Genomic DNA, 20202 nt, shown 5'->3' with positions numbered 1-20202 from the left:
GCAAAAAAGCCCCGAACTCGGGGCTTTCTTCTATCTTTTGACCGCAATATTTGAGTCGTTATTTCACGCACACTACGTTCAATAATGAGGTTCCGGTGAGCTGGTTTGGCTCACGATCTGCGAACAAACCTTTCTTATCTTTGCCCCAATACGGCAGTTGCAGTGGCCATTGATTTTTTTCCATCACACCAGACGCCCTCAACACTTTGAATTCTGCAGGGCTGGCTAAGCTCATACCCAGTTGCTGACATACTTTTTGCGAGTTTTCGTAGTTGAGACGATTCCACGGCTTGCCGTATTCCATGTAAAACTGATTGTGGTGGTCGAGTAAGTACGGCACCACGTACGTTTTGCCTTGTAAGGAGGTTCTCAACCGAACTTCAATGTCATCATTCCCGCTCACAACTGGCTTCGCTTTGGTCTTAGCAGCAGGCTTGGACGAAGAATTATCACGTGTATTTTTTACCTTGGTCTTTGACTTCTCTGCCGGCGCTGTAAAGGCGTCGGTATCAGCTCGCACGGCAGGAACTGGCGCGGATTTCGGGGTCACCGTCGGTGTTGGCTTAACCGAAGATGCGGCTGATTTCGACGGCACAGCAGGTTTAGATGGTGTCGTAGACTGTTTATTCTCTTTTCCAACCACGCGGATGAACGCCTCTTTGTAATTCGACAAGGTTTTGACTCCTCGCAAATCCCCTCTCGCATCAGACAGATCTTTGTAAGGCCCAATCAAACAGCGATAACCTTTGGACTCCGGCTTCATCCACACGTCAGTCGTAATCTTGCTGTAAAGCGGCTTTGCTTTCGCGAGTGACATTGGCTTTGGTAGTAATCCGCATTGAATCCAGTAGAGGTAGTTGCCTCCTTGCGGCACTTTCTTTCCCCATACTCCGTTACCAATTGGGCACGTTTTCTCAAGCATCGGCAGTTCTTTCTCGCTCGCTTGAGTAGCTTGGCAAAGGAACTCCTCCGCCGATACTGGGCTAGAAAACTGGGCGCATACCAGCAACAAGCCGAAAGCTAGGCTTGCTTGGAAGATACGAGATGGGTGTTGTGCCTTCTTCATTTCCATACACTTCACTCTAAATTAGTGGGTAAGGTCATTATGGCGGCAAAGCGCCAAAAAAATGTGAACAAAGAATAACTAGCAAAAAAAGAGCCGGAATTTGCATCCGGCTCTCAGTTTAGGAAGGAATTAAGCGAATTTACAACGCTTGGCGGGAAAATTCTTAACCTTTGTACAGTTTCGGGTTGAATACATCTCGTAACCAGTCACCCAATAAGTTGATAACCAGAACCAGTGTAACCAACACGATGCCTGGGAAGGCAGTAATCCACCACGCACCTGAGAAGATGTAGTTAAAGCCGATGCTGATCAGCGCACCTAGTGACGGCTGATCAACAGGAAGACCCAAACCTAGGAATGACAGTGCCGCTTCCGACATGATCGCATTCGCTACCTGTACCGTCGAGATAACCAAGATTGGTGATAGACAGTTTGGCAGGATGTGACGGAACATGATGCGTGGCGCTTTAAAGCCCATCACTCGTGCCGCTTCTACGTATTCCTTCTTCTTCTCAGCCAGTACTGAAGCACGAATGGTACGTGCGTATTGCGGCCATTCAGCCACACCGATGATCACCACCAGCATCACCACCGCGTATTGGCTGTAAAAATCGCTGCCAAAGCTGGCTTTGAAAATGGCCGATACGATGATCGCCACCATCATGGTTGAGAACGATAGTTGAACATCCGCAAAGCGCATCAAGAAGCTATCGATACGACCACCGAAGTAACCCGCCGACAAACCAATGATGATACCCAGAATCAACTGAAGACCGACGGCTAAAAAGCCGATCGTCAAAGACAGACGAGAACCGTAAAGAATGGTCGATAAAATATCACGGCCTTGCTCATCCGTACCAAGAACAAAACGCTCATCGCCCTCTTCCATCCAAGACGGTGGTAGCTCTGAATCCATGATGTCGATAGACGTTAGATCATACGGGTCAGTCGGAGCTAGAATTGGCGCAGCTAATGCCAACACTAAGAACATCATAAAGACCGTAAAACTTGCCATCGCCACTTTGTCGCGCTTGAAGTAATACAAGAAGTCCGACTCTTTAAAACGCTGCCATGCAGATGGAGCGGCTTCAGGAGCTGGTGTTACATTTGATTGGCTCATGATTAAGCTCCTTTTCCAGTTAAGTTCACAGTTGGGTTGATGATGCCGTACAGCAAATCAACGATGGTATTGGTTACCACGAAAATCAGACCAACAAAGATAACGTAAGCTGTGATCAACGGTGTATCGACACGGTTGATTGCCTCTAGGAAAAGAAAGCCTGTACCCGGCCACTGGAATACGGTTTCGGTTAGGATGGTGTAAGCCACCATGGTACCAATCTGCACGCCACCTACCGTCAGTACTGGCAGCATGGTGTTCTTAAGTGCATGTTGGTAGTAAATCTTTTGTAAGTTCAAACCTTTTGCTTTGGCGAACTTAATGTATTCCGAGCTCAGTACTTCCAGCATTTCTGAACGTACAAGACGGATGAACAACGGCAGCATGATAGACGCTAGCGCAATACACGGCAGGATAAGGTGCTTAATACCATCGATGGTAAAGAAGCCAGATTCCCAACCGAGCACGTTAGCGGTTTCACCTCGCCCGTAGGAAGGCAGCCAGCCGAGTTCGATGGAGAAGACGTACATTAGCATGATTGCGGTTAGGAACACCGGAATCGAGATGCCGACACTACTCATCGCCATAACAAATTTGGTAAAGACACTCTTCGGGTGAATCGCGGAATACACCCCGAGCGGTATAGAGAAAACGATAATGATGAGCGTCGCGCCAAACACGAGCTCTAATGTTGCCACCAGCTTATCGAGGATCACCTCAACCGCAGGTCGCTTGAAAAAGTATGATGTACCCAAATCACCTTGCAGTGCATTACCCACAAAGCGCGTGTACTTTGTGATAAAGGGATCGTTCAGGCCCAATTCGTCACGTAGCGCTTGGCGCTCCGATTCCGAAACCGACTGACCTACAAGCTCACGCAGCGGATCACCCAGGTTGTCCTGAATGGCAAACGCCACCAAACTGATCACAAACATCACTATCAGTGCCTGAAACAGGCGCTTGACCAGAAACGAAAACATTCCTTGCCCCTTAACTATCCATAGATCTCTAAACTTAGAGAGAAAATTCAGTCTGTAAAACTGGCTCAATCCGACTGAAATAAACCGAGCCAAGTGTCGAAAACAGAGAAGGACTGGCGCCCCTCTCTGTCATGACTAAGTATGATTACTCGACAACTAGGTCGCCAAAGTAAGGCATTACCATTGGGTTCACGATGTCTGCGGCTTTCACGTTAGACTTCGCGCCCCATGCTTCACTTTGCCAGTGCAGCGGTACGAATGCAGCATCGTTGTATAGCGTCGCTTCGACACCTTTCAGCATTGCTGCACGTTTCGCAGGGTCCGTCTCTACGTTTGCAGCTTCAACCACTTTGTCCATTTCTGGGTTTGAGTAGTGACCACAGTTGTACTGACCACGACCGGTTTCTTCGTTACGAGTCATGGTTAGGAACTCGTTGAAGTTTGCCGAGTCCTCTGTATCCGAGTGCCAACCAATCATCAGCATGTCTGCCGCACACTTATCAAACTCAGGCCAGTATTGCGCTTTTGGCATAGTTTTCAGATCAACCTTGATGCCAATCTTAGACAACATTGCCGCTGCCGCTTGCGCTACTTTCGCATCGTTTACGTAGCGGTTGTTTGGCGCAATCATAGTTAGCGTCAGGCCGTTCTCATAACCCGCTTCTTTCATCAGTTGTTTTGCTTTCTTCAGATCGTAGCGAGGTACTAGCTTGTCATCGTGACCAACGTAACCAGTTGGACTCTGCTGACCAGCTGCTGTCGCGAAGCCTTTCATGATTTTCTTAACGATGCCTTCGTTGTTGATTGCGTGAACAATCGCTTGGCGAACGCGAACGTCTTTCAGTGCTTCGTTGCTGTTTTGGTTTAGTTGGAACGTGATGATACGAGTACCTGGTAGCGTTACTAGATCGATGCCGTCTGCGTCTTTCACACGTTTGTGATCGTTTGGTGCTACCGGGTGAATCATGTCAACGCCGCCAGAAAGTAGCGCAGCTACACGAGTCGCATCTTCTTTGATTGGAACAAGCGTTAGCTTATCAACGTTACCTTTCGACTCTTTGTCCCAGTAATCTTTAAAGCGTTCAAATTCCACTTTTACGCCCTGCTCACGTGATGTCACGATGAACGGACCCGTGCCAGAAACGTTAGTCGATGCGAATGAGTTACCGTGCTTCACTAGTTCAGACTTGTCTTTGCCGTCTGCGGTTTTACCCGTATAGAACTTGCTGTCCATAGGGAAAATGTACGTTGCAGTTTGCAGAACTAGTGGGTAAGGACCTTTGGTTACAAGATCGAACGTGTTGTCGTCCACTTTGACGATTTTCTCGTACGGGTCGAAAATGTTTTTAAAATCAGGAGAACTTTGTAGACGCTCAAACGTCCATACAACGTCGTCAGCCGTTAGGGTATTACCAGAGTGGAACTTCACACCTTCACGCAGTTTGAAACGAACAGTAGTATCGTTAATGCGCTCCCAGCTCTCTGCTAGACGAGGTTCGAAATCCATTTTTTGAGTAAAGCGAACCAACGGATCAAATACCATGTGTGACATTTGCAGTGTGCCACCTGATAGCTGCTCATGTGGGTCAAGCGATACTGGGTCAGCTGCGTAGCCAACTTTGATATCTGCTGCCAGTGCATTAAAGCTTAGGCCCGCCGCCATTAGCGCCACTGCTAATTTGCTTTTCATGGTTTTCATTTGCATAACTCCTTCATGCGGGGATACGGATCCCTTGTTGTTGTGTTTGCGTCTTTGTTATGACTAAAGGTTAGCCAAGCGAGGGGCTTGGTTTATGCCGTCTCGATCTCTTCTCGCAAGCCTGTAAATTCAGGCATCAGAGAAATCAATTTTTTGCTGTATTCGTGTTGAGGTGCCGTGAATAACTGTTCTGTTGGTGCCACTTCTAACAGTGTACCCATTTGCATCACACCTACTCGGTCACACATCTGGCGAATAACGGGTAAATCGTGGCTGATAAACAACATAGTCAAGTTCAGCTCACTTTGCAGATCTTTCAGCAAGTTTAGAATTTGTGCCTGTACCGATACGTCCAGTGCCGATGTCGGTTCATCACAAATCAAAAGTCGAGGACGAGTCGCCAACGCACGCGCAATAGAAATACGCTGACGCTGACCACCGGAGAATTCATGAGGATACTTAAGCCCAGCCATGCGACCCAAACCAACATGATCCAATAGGTCATTCACGATTTGGCGAGTTTCCGACTCGTTTTTCGTCAGTTTATGAAAACGGATTGGCTCAGCAATAATATCGAATACCTTCATACGAGGGTTCATTGAGGTATACGGGTTTTGGAACACCATCTGCATCTGACGACGCATTGGGCGGCGTTCTTTCTCAGAGGTTAAAGCTGTCAGGTCAATACCCTCAAACTTCACCTGACCAGAGTTAGGTTGGTATAAACCAGCAATAACTCGCGCAATGGTTGATTTACCAGAGCCAGACTCACCCACCAAACCAAAGGTTTCGCCTTCATGCACTTCAAAGCTCACATTATTGGATGCCTGCACGTATTCGCGACGGCTTTCAAATAAAGAGTCTTTGGTGACAAAGCGTAGATTAACGTTCTTCACGTCTAAAAGCGGGCCTGTGTACTCGCGCTCATCCTGGCTTTGTCCTAGCCAGTGATTCTTGACGTCGAGTGGCTCCATTTCTGCCGCCTCTTCGATGTAGCTTACCAAAGGGAAGCGATCTAGCTTTCTGTCTGAACGTGGAACGGCTGAAATTAGACTGCGAGTATAGGAGTGATCAGGATCGCCCAACACTTTGGTTGTTGGTCCAAACTCCACCAAGTCACCACGATACATTACCGCGACGCGGTCAGTGACGTTGGAGACCACACCCATATCGTGAGTAACCAGCATACAGCCGACATTGTTCTTGATACACAATTCTCGGATCAAGTTGAGGATTTGGTCTTGGATAGAAACGTCTAACGCCGTAGTTGGTTCGTCCGCAATGATCAGATCTGGCTCACCAGCCAAAGCAATCGCAATGACGACACGCTGACGCATACCACCAGAGAATTGGTGTGGGTATTGTTTTAAGCGGTTTTCTGGCTGCGGGATGCCAACTTGCTGCATCAGAGAAAGCGCACGCTGATACGCCTCTTCATCAGAGACTTTCATGTTGGCGTGGATCGTCTCTTTCAGCTGCTGCTCAACCGTAAAAAGTGGGTTAAGTGAGGTCATTGGATCTTGGAAAATAAAACCAATCTTCGATCCGCGAACCTTACGCATCGCTTCTGGTGATAAACCAGAAATTTTTTCTCCATCCAAGAAAACATCGCCGCTAGCAACGCGACCTGGAGGGCTAAGCAAATCAATAACGGCGTTACCAACGGTGGATTTACCCGCACCTGATTCGCCAACAACACCCACGATTTCACCACGTTCAATATGAAAAGAAAGTGACTTCACGGCAGCGTGAACGCCGTGTCGGGATGGGTATTCAATACGAAGGTTTTTCACTTCTAATAGTGACATTTCAGACCTCTACTGCCTTGTCTGTGGTATCGAATCGCGCCAAAGGCACCATTCATCACCTGAATGAATCCGTTCAAATTCAGAATAATACTCTGAAATCTTAATGCGGAAACAATTTGGCAAAAATCACACAAAAAAGCAACAATTAAAGTATATTCCGCCGAGAAAACATTAAATAAACGCACAATGAGCGAATAAAAATGCATTAACAATTATTTAACCATTTTCATATCACACTATTTTTGTGCGCCATGCACCAATAAAACTAGAAAAATGCTCTAAAAATAAGCACGAGCCAACCAGGACCATTAACCATACTATTCATGTGCAATTATTAACATTTAACAAACAATATCGTATGCGAAAAGCAATTTTTCAACATAAAAAACTATTAATAAAATAGTCGGCAAATATAAAAAGCCAAACTTAGAAAGAGAAAGGATAGGCTAAAACGTGAACACAACAGCAAAACCACACAAATCCTCTGTCGACGACGATTATGCGCCGCTTAAGCGGTTTGTTGACTAAACAAAAGAAAGTGCGGTTACCATCACTCTCCCATTGTAGGTGAAACACGTCGGTTTTAACCCTTTACGGCACAATTCAGAGTGGGATAATAGATAATCAATGTTAGAGCCAAGCTGTAAATGAAAGGAGCCCCTGTGCTTAAAGCGATTTTTTTTGATATGGACGAGACTTTATGTGCGACGTCACAAGCCGATAAAGTTGCAGGACAAAAGTTTACGACTTGGATTCATAAGACCTACCCGCAAGTTACCGAACCACAAGCTTTTTTACAGCGCTACTTACAGGGTGTATACAAGAAGCTGAATGCGGAATTCCCTCACCTTGTGGCTCTGCTACCTGATGAAAACGCGTTCCGTTGTGGCCTGATCCAAAACATATTGGCGGAGCACGGAGTCAGCATTAATGCCGAAGAGGCTCAACAAGCTCAAGACTACTTTGACTCTGCACGTATGGGTGCGTTCACTTTCTTCCCTGGTGTAAAAGAAATGCTCAGCGATCTTCGTCAGCATTATAAACTCGTCGTGATCACTAACGGCCCGATTTTTTCTCAACACCCTAAACTCAGTGCGACACAGATGAGCGACTGGGTGGACCATATTATTGTGGGGGGAGAAGAGCCTGAAGAGAAGCCCGCTGCGAGCATTTTCCAAAAAGCGCTCGACTTGGTCGAAGTAAAACCAGAAGAAGCCCTGCACATTGGCGACTCTTTACCAGCAGATATAGCAGGCGCTAACAATATGGGCATTTTGAGTGTGTGGGTAAATGCGACAGGCGCAAGTAACTCAACAGATATAACGCCAAATTTTGAAATCCAAGAAACGGTAGAGCTGAGAGAAATCCTTAAAACACTCGCCCAATAAAAGTAGTGGATTAGAAAAACACAAAACCCCAGACGTCGTTCTGGGGTTTATTTTGTCCGCTCGAAAAGCATTTGGATCATAGGTGGTCAAAAGCCCCTAGAGCTGTACACTTTTGGTGAAATTGAAATCGAATGCAGATGCTTTTAAGAGGGTAGATGCAAAAAAGCCCCAGTCTTTCGACTGGGGCTCTAAATAGCGGTCGGTGAAGAGCCGAATTCTAACTTCAGGCGAACCCCACTTGGGTTCAAATCCTTTGAAATACTGTCGACTAATAGTCGCCCAAGCGATGTAATAAACTCTAAAACGACGAAAGCCTGCTAAAAAGCAGGCTTTCTAATAGTGGTCGGTGAAGAGGGATTCGAACCCCCGACCCTCTGGTCCCAAACCAGATGCGCTACCAAACTGCGCTATTCACCGAGCATGTATTCTTTAAATAAAGAATGGGGTGGCTAACGAGACTTGAACTCGCGACAACCGGAATCACAATCCGGGGCTCTACCAACTGAGCTATAGCCACCATCAAATTGTCATGTTTACCGCTATCTCAGCCATAAACTAAATAGTGGTCGGTGAAGAGGGATTCGAACCCCCGACCCTCTGGTCCCAAACCAGATGCGCTACCAAACTGCGCTATTCACCGACGATGTTTTATCTTGATTTAATCAAGATTGGGAGCAATGCTACCGCATTCAATCTAAAAAAGAAAGAATGGGGTGGCTAACGAGACTTGAACTCGCGACAACCGGAATCACAATCCGGGGCTCTACCAACTGAGCTATAGCCACCACTGATTTTTACCGATGTATCCTCCGAGGCAATGGTACGCCCGAAAGGATTCGAACCTTCGACCTTTGGCTCCGGAGGCCAACGCTCTATCCAACTGAGCTACGGGCGCATGCCCTATCGGCGGAGTGGAATAATACGGATATCACACTATGCCGTCTAGTACTTTTTTTACTTTTTTTATCGTTTGGTCTCTTTTTCGACAGTTATCTTCCTTTAAACTGAATTTTTGATGTGATTCACGCCCTGTCATGGATAACTTGTTGTTTATTGCAACAAGTTATCGGGATATAATCACCCATTATTTACATTGATTTAACAGCTGCAACCAAGTTGTCTAATCATTCTATGCCATTCAGTGGAATTTAGTGATTTCTCTGCTCGGCATTAATACTCTAACTATATAAATAGGTAAGTCACTTACCTCGGGAATGTGAAGTGGGTTTAATGGATATGTCTCGACAAATGATTAGCGTTTTGTTCGCTGCCTTAACGTTTTCTACGGCAGCTTTAGCTTCTGACATCAGCCAAACTGAATACGATGCGATCGCAGAACGCATCCAACCTGTCGGTGATGTTTATCTAGCGGGTTCTGAGCCAGTGAAAGAAGAACCAACCGGTCCACGTGATGGCGCCACAGTTTATGGTACTTTTTGTATTGCTTGTCACGCATCTGGTGTAAACGGCGCACCTAAAACAGGTAATGCCGATGACTGGGCACCGCGTATTGCACAAGGCAAAGAGACGTTAGTGAAGCACGCGTTAGAAGGCTTCAATGCGATGCCTGCCAAAGGAACCTGTATGGACTGTTCTGACGATGAAGTCATCGCAGCAATCGACCACATGATTGAAGGTCTATAAGTAAAGACATCAACGAAAAAGGCTTGCCAACTGGCAAGCCTTTTTGTTTTTAGTCAGTGAGCACAAGGTTACTCTATTTCTTAAACATTGCTCGAATATTGGCAATGTGTGCCTGACCTTTCGCCATACGCTCTTCTGCTGATACTGGCTTTTTATTGGCTTCCCATTCAACGTCATCAAATGGCAACTCATCCAAAAATCGGCTTTGAGTCGGTTTTATCAACTCGCCGAACTGTCGACGCTCTTTGCACATAGTGAAAGTCAGTTCACGCTGCGCACGGGTAATGCCAACATACATCAGACGACGCTCTTCTTCGACGTTATCTTCATCAATACTGGTTTGGTGCGGTAAAATACCTTCTTCAGACCCAATTAAGTATACATATGGGAACTCAAGGCCTTTTGATGCATGCAGCGTCATCAGTTGTACTGCATCGCTGTCTTCATCTTCTTCGCCACGTTCCATCATGTCACGCAAGGTCAAACGCTGAACGACTTCTTTTAACGTTTTCTCTTCTTGATCGTAGTTGTCACCTTCTAGGTCCGCCACTATCCAGGAGTAAAGATCAGAAACGTTCTTCATTCGCATTTCAGCGGCTTTCGGGCTTGCTGAAGTTTCGTATAACCAATCTTCGTAATGGATATCGCGAACCAAGGAGCGAACCGCTTCGACGGTATCGCCACGCTCAGCTTGGTCAGCAATCGCCACTAACCATTGGGTGAAACGACGTAAGTTTTCCAGACCGCGTCCCGTTAAGTGCTGTTCGAGCCCCATTTCAAAACTCGACTCAAACAGGCTCTTCCCACGCATATTGGCATAACTGCCTAGCTTTTCTAACGTTACTGGGCCAATTTCACGTCGTGGTGTATTCACAATGCGTAAGAATGCATTGTCGTCATCTGGATTAACCAAAACACGCAAATACGCCATGATGTCTTTAATTTCTGCTCGTGCAAAAAACGAGGTGCCACCAGAAATTTTATAAGGCACACGGTTTTGCATCAGAGACTTTTCAATTAAGCGTGATTGGTGGTTACCACGGTACAAAATTGCGTAATCACGATAGTCGGTTCGATTCAAGAATTTGTGTGCAATCAACTCCCCCGTGACACGCTCAGCCTCATGCTCTTCATTTTTAGCCAACAACACTTTGAGTTTTTCACCGTCAGGAATTTCTGAAAATAAGGACTTCTCATAGACGTGAGGGTTGTTGGCTATCAAAATGTTGGCCGCACGCAGGATTCGACTCGTAGAGCGGTAATTTTGCTCCAACTTAATCAATCGCAAATTCGGGTAATCTTCACCCAGCAAGACTAGGTTCTGAGGCTTCGCACCACGCCATGAATAAATGGACTGGTCATCATCTCCTACGACCGTCAATCGCCCACGTTCACCGACGATTAATTTCACCAACTCATATTGACTCGTGTTGGTATCTTGGTACTCATCAACCAGTAGATAACGGATGCGGTTCTGCCAACGTTGACGAACGTCTTCATGATTGCGCAAAAGTAAAACGGGCATCAAAATTAGGTCATCAAAATCGAGCGCGTTATAGGCTTTCATTTGCTTTTGGTACATATCAAAGCAGAACGCAAACAATTGTTGCTGCTCACCTTGCGCACGCGCTTTGGCTTGCTCTGGCGTCAACATGTCGTTTTTCCAATTGGAAATACAACTCAGAAGCTGACGTAGCAGATCTTTATCACCATCAAGCTGCTTTTCGGTAAGTTCCTTGAGTAGCGCCAGTTGGTCTTGGTCATCAAACAGTGAAAAGCCCGCTTTCAACCCTAAATGCTTGTATTCGCGTTTGATGATGTTTAATCCCAAGGTGTGGAACGTTGATACCATCAAACCTTTAGACTCGGCTTTCCCCAACGTTTGGCCGACACGTTCTTTCATTTCACGCGCCGCTTTGTTGGTAAACGTCACCGCTGCAATATTACGCGCTTTGTAGCCACATTGCTGAACCAGATAAGCGATTTTATTGGTAATAACACGAGTTTTGCCCGAGCCAGCACCAGCTAGCACTAGGCATGGACCAGACACGTATTTCACGGCTTCATCTTGACTAGGGTTCAGCTTCATAGAAATTCTCTGCGGGTGATAAATGTGGCGCCTATGATAAAGGGGTGGCCTCGTGAAAGCTACGCTGATTTCTTGTAATTTTCATACCAACAAGCGCAACATTCTGTTGCATAAAAGGCGGGTATTTGAGCTATAATGAATGAACGTTCATTCACTAGTGGTAGGATTATGAAGGATAACCCTGCTGTAGATAAGCGAGAACAAATCTTAGTCGCTGCAGAGCAACTCATTGCTGAATCGGGCTTTCAAGGGCTTTCCATGCAAAAGCTCGCCAATGAAGCAGGTGTCGCAGCAGGAACGATTTATCGTTATTTCTCAGATAAAGAACATCTTTTGGAGGAGTTACGCCTTAACGTTGCAAAGCGCGTCGCTACGGCTGTGCAACTGGGCGTGAGTGAAGAGATGCCTTTAAAACAGCGATATCGAACCATGTGGCTCAATATTTGGAATCTAGCGAGCTCGAATTTAAATGCGCTCAGCAATCGAGTTCAATATGAGTCTCTACCCTGTTCAAATAGTAGCAAAGCTCGGGAACTTGAAAGACAAATGTTTGCCCAAGTAGATCTTCTTTTTAATCAGGGGAAAGAAGAGGGCGTATTCAAGCCTCTCGATAACGAAGTGCTTTCTGGATTGAGTTTTGAGGCAAGTGTTGCACTTGCTAGGAAACACGCTTTGGGATTTTATCAACTGGATAAGGCGGCATTAGAAGCTGCTATTGAAGCCAGTTGGGATGCAATTATTAAACACTAACTTGGAGTTCTTAATAGAATGAAAAAGTGGACTTTCTTTATGTTACTTATCGCCGTTCTCTTGTTCGGCAGCGTGATAGGTTTCAATTTATTTAAGCAACAAAAGATTGCTGAATACATGGCAAACCGTCCTGAACCTGAGTTCCCAGTAACCGTGACGGAAGTACAAGCGGTTGATTGGGTACCAGTGATCGAGGCTATCGGTTTTATCGAACCAAACCAAGGTGTGACGGTCGCAAACGAAACCAGTGGTGTTATCGACAAAATCGCATTTGATTCCGGCACTCAAGTCAAAGCAGGTCAGCCATTAGTACTGCTTGACTCTGACGTTGAGAAAGCGAATTTAAAGAGCTCGCAAGCCAAGTTGCCAGCAGCTGAAGCGAAATACAAACGCTACCAAGGGCTATTTAAAAAAGGCTCTATTTCTAAAGAAGCGTATGACGAAGCAGAAGCGAACTACTTCTCCTTAAAAGCGGACATTGAAAGCTTGAAAGCGACCATCGACCGACGCGAGATCAAAGCGCCATTTGATGGTGTAGTAGGTATTCGTAACGTGTACCTAGGTCAGTACCTACAAGCGGGTACCGATATTGTTCGCCTGGAAGACACCAGCGTGATGCGCTTACGCTTTACCGTGCCGCAAACCGATATTTCACGTATCAATATCGACCAAGAAGTGGATATCTTCGTGGATGCCTACCCAGATCAGCCCTTCAAAGGTTCAATTTCTGCAATTGAGCCTGCGGTTAACGTACAAAGTGGCTTGATTCAGGTTCAAGCAGATATCCCTAACAGTGATGGCAAACTGCGTAGTGGTATGTTCGCACGTGCAAACATCATTCTGCCTAAATTAGAAAATCAGGTCACTCTGCCTCAAACTGCGATCACGTTTACGCTATACGGCGACAATGTTTACATCGTAACGGAAGAAGATGGTGAGAAACGCGTTAAGCAGCATGTGGTAAAAGTTGGCGAACGCTCTAAAGATATCGCACACATTCTAGAAGGCGTGAAGCCAGGTGATGTAGTGGTGACATCGGGTCAAGTCCGTTTAAGTAACCACGCAAAAGTAAGCATTGTCGAAAGCGATGCAACTACCCCACCTGCTGAAACACCAATGCTTTAAGTTGGAGGCATCATGCGCTTTACAGATGTTTTTATAAAACGTCCAGTTTTAGCGGTATCGATCAGTTTTTTGATTGCATTGCTTGGTTTGCAAGCCGTGTTCAAAATGCAAGTTCGTGAATACCCTGAAATGACGAATACAGTGGTCACCGTGACCACCAGTTACTACGGTGCAAGTGCCAACTTGATCCAGGGCTTTATTACTCAGCCATTGGAGCAAGCGGTGGCGCAAGCCGATAATATTGATTATATGACCTCGCAATCGGTGTTAGGTAAATCAACCATTACCGTCAACATGAAGTTGAATACCGACCCGAACGCGGCATTGGCTGACATCTTAGCGAAAACTAACTCGGTACGTTCCCAGCTTCCAAAAGAAGCTGAAGACCCGACTGTAACGATGTCGACTGGTTCAACTACCGCGGTATTGTATATTGGTTTTACCAGTGACGAGTTGTCTTCCAGCCAGATCACCGACTACCTTGAGCGTGTAATCAACCCACAGCTATTCACTGTAAATGGTGTATCAAAAGTCGACCTTTACGGTGGTATGAAATACGCGCTGCGCGTATGGCTAGATCCAGCAAAAATGGGCGCATTAAAGCTGACTGCAACGGATGTGATGAGCGTTCTTAACGCCAACAACTACCAATCTGCGACGGGTCAAGCGACGGGTGAGTTCGTGCTTTATAACGGCAGCGCGGATACTCAGGTATCAAACGTTGCTGAGCTTGAAGCGTTGGTCGTAAAAACGGGTGAAGGGGACGTTATTCGCTTAGGTGATATCGCGAAGGTAACACTTGAGAAGAGCCACGACGTTTACCGTGCAAGTGCAAACGGCCAAGAAGCCGTGGTTGCTGCAATCAACGCCGCGCCAAGTGCCAACCCAATCAACATCGCTGCTGATGTACTTGAATTATTACCTCAACTTGAGCGCAACTTACCAAGTAACATCAAAATGAACGTGATGTACGACTCTACCATTGCGATCAACGAGTCAATTCACGAAGTAGTGAAAACGATTCTTGAAGCGGCAATTATCGTACTTGTAGTGATCACACTGTTCCTAGGTTCGTTCCGTGCGGTCATCATTCCTATCGTCACTATTCCACTCTCTTTGATTGGTGTAGCGATGGTTATGCAGGCAATGGGCTTCTCTTGGAACTTGATGACACTACTGGCGATGGTACTTGCCATCGGTCTGGTGGTGGATGACGCGATCGTGGTACTAGAAAACGTGGATCGTCATATCAAAGAAGGCGAGTCACCATTCCGTGCAGCAATCATTGGTACGCGTGAAATTGCAGTGCCAGTTATTGCGATGACATTAACGCTAGGTGCGGTATACGCACCAATCGCGTTGATGGGCGGTATTACAGGCTCGTTGTTCAAAGAGTTCGCTTTAACGCTAGCAGGTTCGGTATTTGTGTCCGGTATCATCGCTTTAACGCTATCACCTATGATGTGTTCAAAGATGCTGAAGGCGAATGAAAAACCGAGCAAGTTTGAGCAAAAAGTTCATCATATCCTTGATGGCATGACTAATCGCTATGAGAAAATGCTTACAGCAGTCATGGCTCACCGTCCTGTTGTAATTGCATTTGCGATAATTGTATTTGCGAGCTTACCGATTCTATTTAAGTTTATTCCTAGTGAGCTGGCGCCGTCCGAAGATAAAGGTGTGGTTGTTCTGATGGGTACCGCACCATCAAACGCGAACTTGGACTACATCCAAAACACCATGGATGACGTGAATAAGATTCTCTCTGATCAGCCAGAAGTAGAATACGCTCAGGTATTTAACGGTGTGCCGAACTCAAACCAAGCGTTTGGTCTAGCCACATTGAAGCCATGGAGTGAACGAGAAGCAAGTCAATCTGAAATCACAAAACGTGTGGGAGGCCTAGTTTCAAGTGTCCCAGGTATGTCTGTCACTGCGTTCCAAATGCCAGAACTGCCTGGTGCGGGCTCTGGCCTACCTGTCCAGTTTGTAATTACGACACCAAATAGCTTCGAAAGCTTGTTTACTATCGCTAGCGATATCCTGACCGATGTTGCAAGTAGTCCAATGTTTGTCTATTCCGATCTAGACCTGAACTACGATTCAGCAACCATGAAGATTAAGATCGATAAAGACAAAGCGGGTGCCTACGGTGTGACCATGCAAGATATTGGTATCACTCTCAGCACCATGATGGCTGATGGTTACGTTAACCGTATCGACCTTAACGGCCGCTCATATGAAGTGATTCCTCAAGTTGAACGTAAATGGCGTCTAAACCCAGAGTCGATGAAGAACTACTATGTGCGTTCTGTTGATGGTAAAGCCGTCCCATTAAGCAGCTTGATTACGATTGATGTGATAGCAGAGCCTCGCTCTTTGCCACACTTCAACCAGTTAAACTCCGCGACGGTAGGTGCGGTGCCATCGCCTAACGTTGCTATGGGTGATGCAATTAACTGGTTTGAAGACATCGCACAAACCAAACTGCCTGCAGGCTATAACCACGATTACATGGGCGAATCTCGTCAGTTTGTAACGGAAGGTAGTGCCTTGTATGCAACCTTTGGTCTTGCACTTGCGATCATCTTCCTCGTTCTGGCGATTCAATTTGAATCACTCCGCGACCCTATTGTCATCATGGTATCTGTACCGCTAGCAATATGTGGTGCCTTGATCGCGTTGGCGTGGGGTACGGCCTCAATGAACATTTATTCGCAGGTTGGTTTGATCACGCTGGTCGGCCTGATCACCAAGCACGGTATCTTGATCTGTGAAGTAGCCAAAGAAGAGCAGTTACATAATAAACTGTCTCGTATTGATGCGGTGATGGAGGCTGCGAAAGTGCGTCTTCGCCCTATCCTAATGACAACCGCAGCAATGATCGCAGGTCTGATCCCGCTGATGTACGCAACAGGTGCAGGTGCCGCGCAACGTTTCAGTATCGGTATCGTCATCGTTGCTGGTCTAGCAATTGGTACATTGTTCACACTATTCGTACTACCTGTGATTTACAGCTACCTAGCAGAAAAACACAAACCACTGCCAGTATTTGTTGAAGACAAAGACTTGGAGAAGTTGGCACGAGTTGATGAAGCGAAAGCAGCCCACCGTGAATTAGCGGATAACAGATAAGCTTTTAAGGCATTCAAAAAGGTCACTTCGGTGACCTTTTTTATTGCCGCTCTCTTTTTTGCCATCTAAATGGCGACTTTCACGTATCATTTACTTAAAATGAGGACAAATCAAAAGGAGTTTTAGCCACTATGTTTGACCCAAAGAAATTAGAGCAAATTGCTAAACAGATTCACGACTCAATGCCTCAACCTGTAAAAGAGTTGGGCTCTGATGTTGATCAGAAGGTTCGCCAAGTAATCCAAGGCCAACTGAATAAGTTAGATGTCGTAAGCCGCGAAGAGTTTGATGTTCAGACTCAAGTTTTACTGCGTACGCGTCAAAAGCTGACAGAAATGGAACAGAAATTGGCGGAGCTTGAAGAGAAGCTTGCAGAAAAATAAGTGTTAAAACGCTCCTCATAAAGGAGCGTTTTCTTTATGAGGATTAAACCGACTTGTTTCATAAGTTGCTAAAAAGAAAAAGCTTGGTCAACGGCGACCAAGCCTTTTGATTAGATGTTGTGTTTTATTTTGTATTTATCACTCCAGTCTGCCTGGAGTTTATCTACTGCGTTACTTGAGACTAAGTAAATTACGCAGTATTAAGGTTTCATTTCTAGGAGAAGGCGCGGACTTTACGATAGTAAACGAGCACCTTCGACACCGAAGTGGAACCTTAAGGCCAGTAATTTAGCCGCCCACCGCGATACGCTTCATATCAGTCATGTAACCACGTAGTTCTTCACCGATATATTCTACAGGGTGGTTTCGGATTGTTTCATTCACAGCGATAAGAGTCGCGTTATCCACTTGGTTAGACGTTTCACCTAGACCTTTACCAATGACGTCTGTACTAACAGAAGGCATGAATTTTTCACGCAGTAGCGGCGTTGCTACATTAGCAAATAGGTAGTTACCATATTCAGCCGTATCAGAGATAACCACGTTCATCTCGTATAAACGCTTACGTGCGATAGTGTTTGCGATAAGTGGCAGCTCGTGTAGAGACTCGTAGTAAGCAGACTCATCGATGATGCCAGATGCCGTCATTGCTTCGAATGCTAGCTCAACACCCGCACGAACCATAGCAACCATCAGGATACCGTTATCGAAGTACTCTTGCTCAGAGATTTCTACGTCAGTTTCTGGGTAGTTTTCGAAAGCAGTTTCACCCGTTTCTGCACGCCAGCCTAGTAGGTTCGCATCGTCGTTTGCCCAGTCAGCCATCATAGTGCTAGAGAAGTGACCTGTGATAATGTCATCCATGTGCTTGTTGTATAGCGGACGCATCAGCTCTTTTAGCTCTTCAGAAAGTTCAAATGCTTTCACTTTTGCAGGGTTCGTTAGGCGATCCATCATGTGAGTGATACCACCAAACTTCAGTGCTTCAGTGATGGTTTCCCAACCGTATTGAAGAAGCTTGCCTGCGTAGCCAGGATCGATACCATCAGCAATCATCTTCTCGTAACATACGATAGAACCAGCCTGCAACATGCCACAAAGGATAGTTTGCTCACCCATTAGGTCAGATTTCACCTCAGCAACAAAAGAAGACTCTAGACAGCCTGCACGGTGACCACCTGTTGCTGCAGCCCAAGCTTTCGCGATATCCCAACCTTCACCTTTTGGGTCGTTCTCTGGGTGAACAGCGATAAGAGTTGGAACACCGAAACCACGCTTGTACTCTTCACGAACTTCCGTGCCCGGGCACTTAGGTGCAACCATTACTACTGTTAGGTCTTTACGGATTTGCATGCCCTCTTCAACAACGTTGAAGCCGTGTGAGTAACCTAGCGCTGCGCCTTCTTTCATTAGCGGCATTACCGTCTCAACAACGTTTGTGTGCTGCTTATCTGGAGTAAGGTTTACTATTAGATCAGCTTGTGGAATTAGCGTTTCGTAGCTACCTACCTCAAAACCGTTGTCTTTTGCGTTTTTGAATGACTGGCGTTGCTCATCAATCGCGGCTTGGCGAAGCGCATAAGCAACGTCTAGACCAGAGTCGCGCATGTTCAGACCTTGGTTAAGACCTTGAGCACCACAACCTACAATGACTACTTTCTTACCTTTCAGATAATCCGCTTCTGAAGCGAACTCACTGCGGTCCATAAAACGACAACGACCTAATTGGTCCAACTGCTCGCGCAAGTTTAGGGTATTGAAATAATTAGCCATCTGGGTGCTCCTTTGAGATTCTTCCATTGAGGTCAGTAATTGCCTTACCGAATAACTTCATACTAAAACAGACATGAAATTGCTTAAAGTGATATATTCACAATTAGTTATTGCAATTTATGCAACATGGAAATAAAAATTTAATGAATATCAAAAGCCTGCAACTTTTCATTCATCTCTGTGAGAGTAAAAGTTTCGCCAAGACCGCAGCGGCAATGCATATTAGCCCTTCAGCCTTAAGCCGACAGATACAAAAATTAGAGGAGGAAACCAGCCAACAATTGTTTTTACGCGACAACCGTAGCGTTGATTTAACTATCCAAGGTAAAAAGCTAGTCCCAGTCGCCTTAAAGATTCTTGGCGAATGGCAGCAGTATCAGAGTCACCTGAAGGGAACCGAGGATGAATTGAAAGGAGAAATCCGTCTCTTTTGTTCTGTTACTGCAAGCTACAGCCATCTTCCGGAGCTAATCTCTGACTTTCGTATTCAGAACCCTTTCATTGAGTTCAAACTATCAACCGGCGATCCAGCTCAAGCGATCGACAAAATACTAGCAGATGAAGCCGATATTGCCATATCAGCCAAGTCAGAACAGATGCCAAATAAAATCGCATTTGAAACGATCAGTGAAATCCCACTTTCTGTCATCGTACCTGTTGGGGTTAGTGCGTTTGCTGAAGAGCTACAAAAAGAAAAACCAGACTGGTCGGTCATTCCATTCATACTCCCAGAAGCAGGAACGGCAAGGGACAGGGCCAATACTTGGCTCAAACAAATGAAAATAAAGCCAAAGATCTACGCACAAACCTCCGGACATGAAGCCATCGTAAGTATGGTTGCATTGGGATGTGGAGTAGGTATCGCACCTGATGTTGTAATCAACAACAGTCCGGTAAGAGAAAAGATAAATCGTTTAAAAGTCTTACCAATTAAACCTTTTAAACTTGGTGTTTGCTGCAACAAAACTCAGCTGGAAAATCCGCTTGTTAAAGCCTTTTGGAAGGTTGCAGAGAGCAAGTATATCGCACCTTAGATGAACACTTTTTAGGTATAAAGTGAGCTAATTTTAAAACTCTATAGATGCAAAAAAGCCCGCTCTTTCGAGCGGGCTTCTTAAATTTAAAGCCTGGCGATGTCCTACTCTCACATGGGGAAGCCCCACACTACCATCGGCGCTATTTCGTTTCACTTCTGAGTTCGGCATGGAAATCAGGTGGGTCCAAAACGCTATGGTCGCCAAG

At 45.8% G+C, this 20202-nt stretch carries 14 protein-coding genes, 5 tRNA genes and 1 rRNA gene; 7 read left to right on the top strand and 13 right to left on the bottom strand.

What is annotated here, in order from left to right; all coding sequences use genetic code 11:
- Nucleotides 1-58 precede the first annotated feature (58 nt).
- The 5 genes from L3V30_RS14745 to L3V30_RS14725 form a co-directional block, all read right to left on the bottom strand.
- Nucleotides 59-1072, bottom strand: a complete 1014-nt coding sequence (locus L3V30_RS14745) for an SPOR domain-containing protein (RefSeq protein WP_114323178.1) — start codon at nt 1070-1072, stop codon at nt 59-61.
- A gap of 157 nt (nt 1073-1229) precedes the next feature.
- Nucleotides 1230-2186 carry an ABC transporter permease gene (locus L3V30_RS14740; RefSeq protein WP_005394358.1) on the bottom strand — a complete coding sequence of 319 codons (957 nt, stop codon included), beginning with the start codon at nt 2184-2186 and terminating at the stop codon, nt 1230-1232.
- Nucleotides 2187-2188: 2 nt separating this feature from the next.
- Nucleotides 2189-3166: an ABC transporter permease gene (locus L3V30_RS14735; protein WP_031780394.1), complete on the bottom strand. Its 978-nt coding sequence runs from the start codon at nt 3164-3166 to the stop codon at nt 2189-2191.
- A gap of 145 nt (nt 3167-3311) precedes the next feature.
- Entirely contained in the window at nt 3312-4865 is a 1554-nt protein-coding gene (locus L3V30_RS14730; RefSeq protein ID WP_005394355.1) for an ABC transporter substrate-binding protein, read from the bottom strand.
- A 92-nt stretch (nt 4866-4957) separates the two neighbouring features.
- Nucleotides 4958-6673: an ABC transporter ATP-binding protein gene (locus tag L3V30_RS14725; RefSeq protein WP_237309194.1), complete on the bottom strand. Its 1716-nt coding sequence runs from the start codon at nt 6671-6673 to the stop codon at nt 4958-4960.
- A 662-nt stretch (nt 6674-7335) separates the two neighbouring features.
- On the opposite strand from L3V30_RS14725, the gene L3V30_RS14720 reads away from it, so the two are divergent.
- Nucleotides 7336-8061: an HAD family hydrolase gene (locus L3V30_RS14720; protein WP_005394354.1), complete on the top strand. Its 726-nt coding sequence runs from the start codon at nt 7336-7338 to the stop codon at nt 8059-8061.
- A 340-nt stretch (nt 8062-8401) separates the two neighbouring features.
- Here L3V30_RS14720 and L3V30_RS14715 read toward each other — a convergent pair.
- The 5 genes from L3V30_RS14715 to L3V30_RS14695 all read right to left on the bottom strand — a co-directional run bounded on the left by L3V30_RS14715 (nt 8402) and on the right by L3V30_RS14695 (nt 8956).
- Nucleotides 8402-8478, bottom strand: a tRNA-Pro gene (locus tag L3V30_RS14715).
- A 24-nt stretch (nt 8479-8502) separates the two neighbouring features.
- Nucleotides 8503-8578 (bottom strand) — tRNA-His (locus tag L3V30_RS14710).
- A gap of 46 nt (nt 8579-8624) precedes the next feature.
- Nucleotides 8625-8701 (bottom strand) — tRNA-Pro (locus tag L3V30_RS14705).
- Nucleotides 8702-8770: 69 nt separating this feature from the next.
- Nucleotides 8771-8846, bottom strand: a tRNA-His gene (locus L3V30_RS14700).
- A gap of 33 nt (nt 8847-8879) precedes the next feature.
- Nucleotides 8880-8956, bottom strand: a tRNA-Arg gene (locus tag L3V30_RS14695).
- Between the two features lie 335 nt (nt 8957-9291).
- Here L3V30_RS14695 and L3V30_RS14690 point away from each other — a divergent pair.
- On the top strand, nt 9292-9705 hold the full coding sequence (locus tag L3V30_RS14690) for a cytochrome c5 family protein (protein ID WP_237309193.1): 414 nt from the start codon (nt 9292-9294) through the stop codon (nt 9703-9705).
- 73 nt (nt 9706-9778) lie between these two features.
- Here L3V30_RS14690 and rep read toward each other — a convergent pair whose 3' ends face one another.
- Nucleotides 9779-11794 carry a DNA helicase Rep gene (gene rep / locus L3V30_RS14685; protein ID WP_109168649.1) on the bottom strand — a complete coding sequence of 672 codons (2016 nt, stop codon included), beginning with the start codon at nt 11792-11794 and terminating at the stop codon, nt 9779-9781.
- A 168-nt stretch (nt 11795-11962) separates the two neighbouring features.
- Between rep and L3V30_RS14680 the strand changes: the two genes are divergently transcribed.
- The 4 genes from L3V30_RS14680 (at nt 11963) to L3V30_RS14665 (ending at nt 17187) form a co-directional block, all read left to right on the top strand.
- Nucleotides 11963-12544, top strand: a complete 582-nt coding sequence (locus L3V30_RS14680; RefSeq protein ID WP_005398171.1) for a TetR/AcrR family transcriptional regulator — start codon at nt 11963-11965, stop codon at nt 12542-12544.
- 18 nt (nt 12545-12562) lie between these two features.
- A complete protein-coding gene (gene vmeC / locus L3V30_RS14675) occupies nt 12563-13669 on the top strand; it encodes a multidrug efflux RND transporter periplasmic adaptor subunit VmeC (RefSeq protein ID WP_005398173.1) in 1107 nt (368 codons plus the stop codon).
- Between the two features lie 12 nt (nt 13670-13681).
- Nucleotides 13682-16804 carry a multidrug efflux RND transporter permease subunit VmeD gene (gene vmeD / locus L3V30_RS14670; RefSeq protein ID WP_048624578.1) on the top strand — a complete coding sequence of 1041 codons (3123 nt, stop codon included), beginning with the start codon at nt 13682-13684 and terminating at the stop codon, nt 16802-16804.
- A gap of 131 nt (nt 16805-16935) precedes the next feature.
- Nucleotides 16936-17187, top strand: a complete 252-nt coding sequence (locus tag L3V30_RS14665) for an accessory factor UbiK family protein (protein WP_005398178.1) — start codon at nt 16936-16938, stop codon at nt 17185-17187.
- Between the two features lie 288 nt (nt 17188-17475).
- On the opposite strand, the gene ilvC is transcribed toward L3V30_RS14665, so the two are convergent.
- Entirely contained in the window at nt 17476-18960 is a 1485-nt protein-coding gene (gene ilvC / locus L3V30_RS14660; RefSeq protein WP_237309192.1) for a ketol-acid reductoisomerase, read from the bottom strand.
- 143 nt (nt 18961-19103) lie between these two features.
- Between ilvC and ilvY the strand changes: the two genes are divergently transcribed.
- Nucleotides 19104-19994, top strand: coding sequence for an HTH-type transcriptional activator IlvY (gene ilvY / locus L3V30_RS14655; protein WP_005379097.1), 891 nt, complete (start codon nt 19104-19106; stop codon nt 19992-19994).
- Between the two features lie 91 nt (nt 19995-20085).
- Here ilvY and rrf read toward each other — a convergent pair.
- Nucleotides 20086-20202: ribosomal RNA gene (rrf, locus tag L3V30_RS14650) — 5S ribosomal RNA — on the bottom strand.

The organism is Vibrio sp. A1-1, from assembly GCF_021728175.1.
In the GTDB taxonomy this organism is placed as follows: Bacteria; Pseudomonadota; Gammaproteobacteria; order Enterobacterales; family Vibrionaceae; genus Vibrio; species Vibrio diabolicus.
Note: the sequence above shows the minus strand (reverse complement) of the source record. Positions and strands in the feature narration are given on the sequence as shown.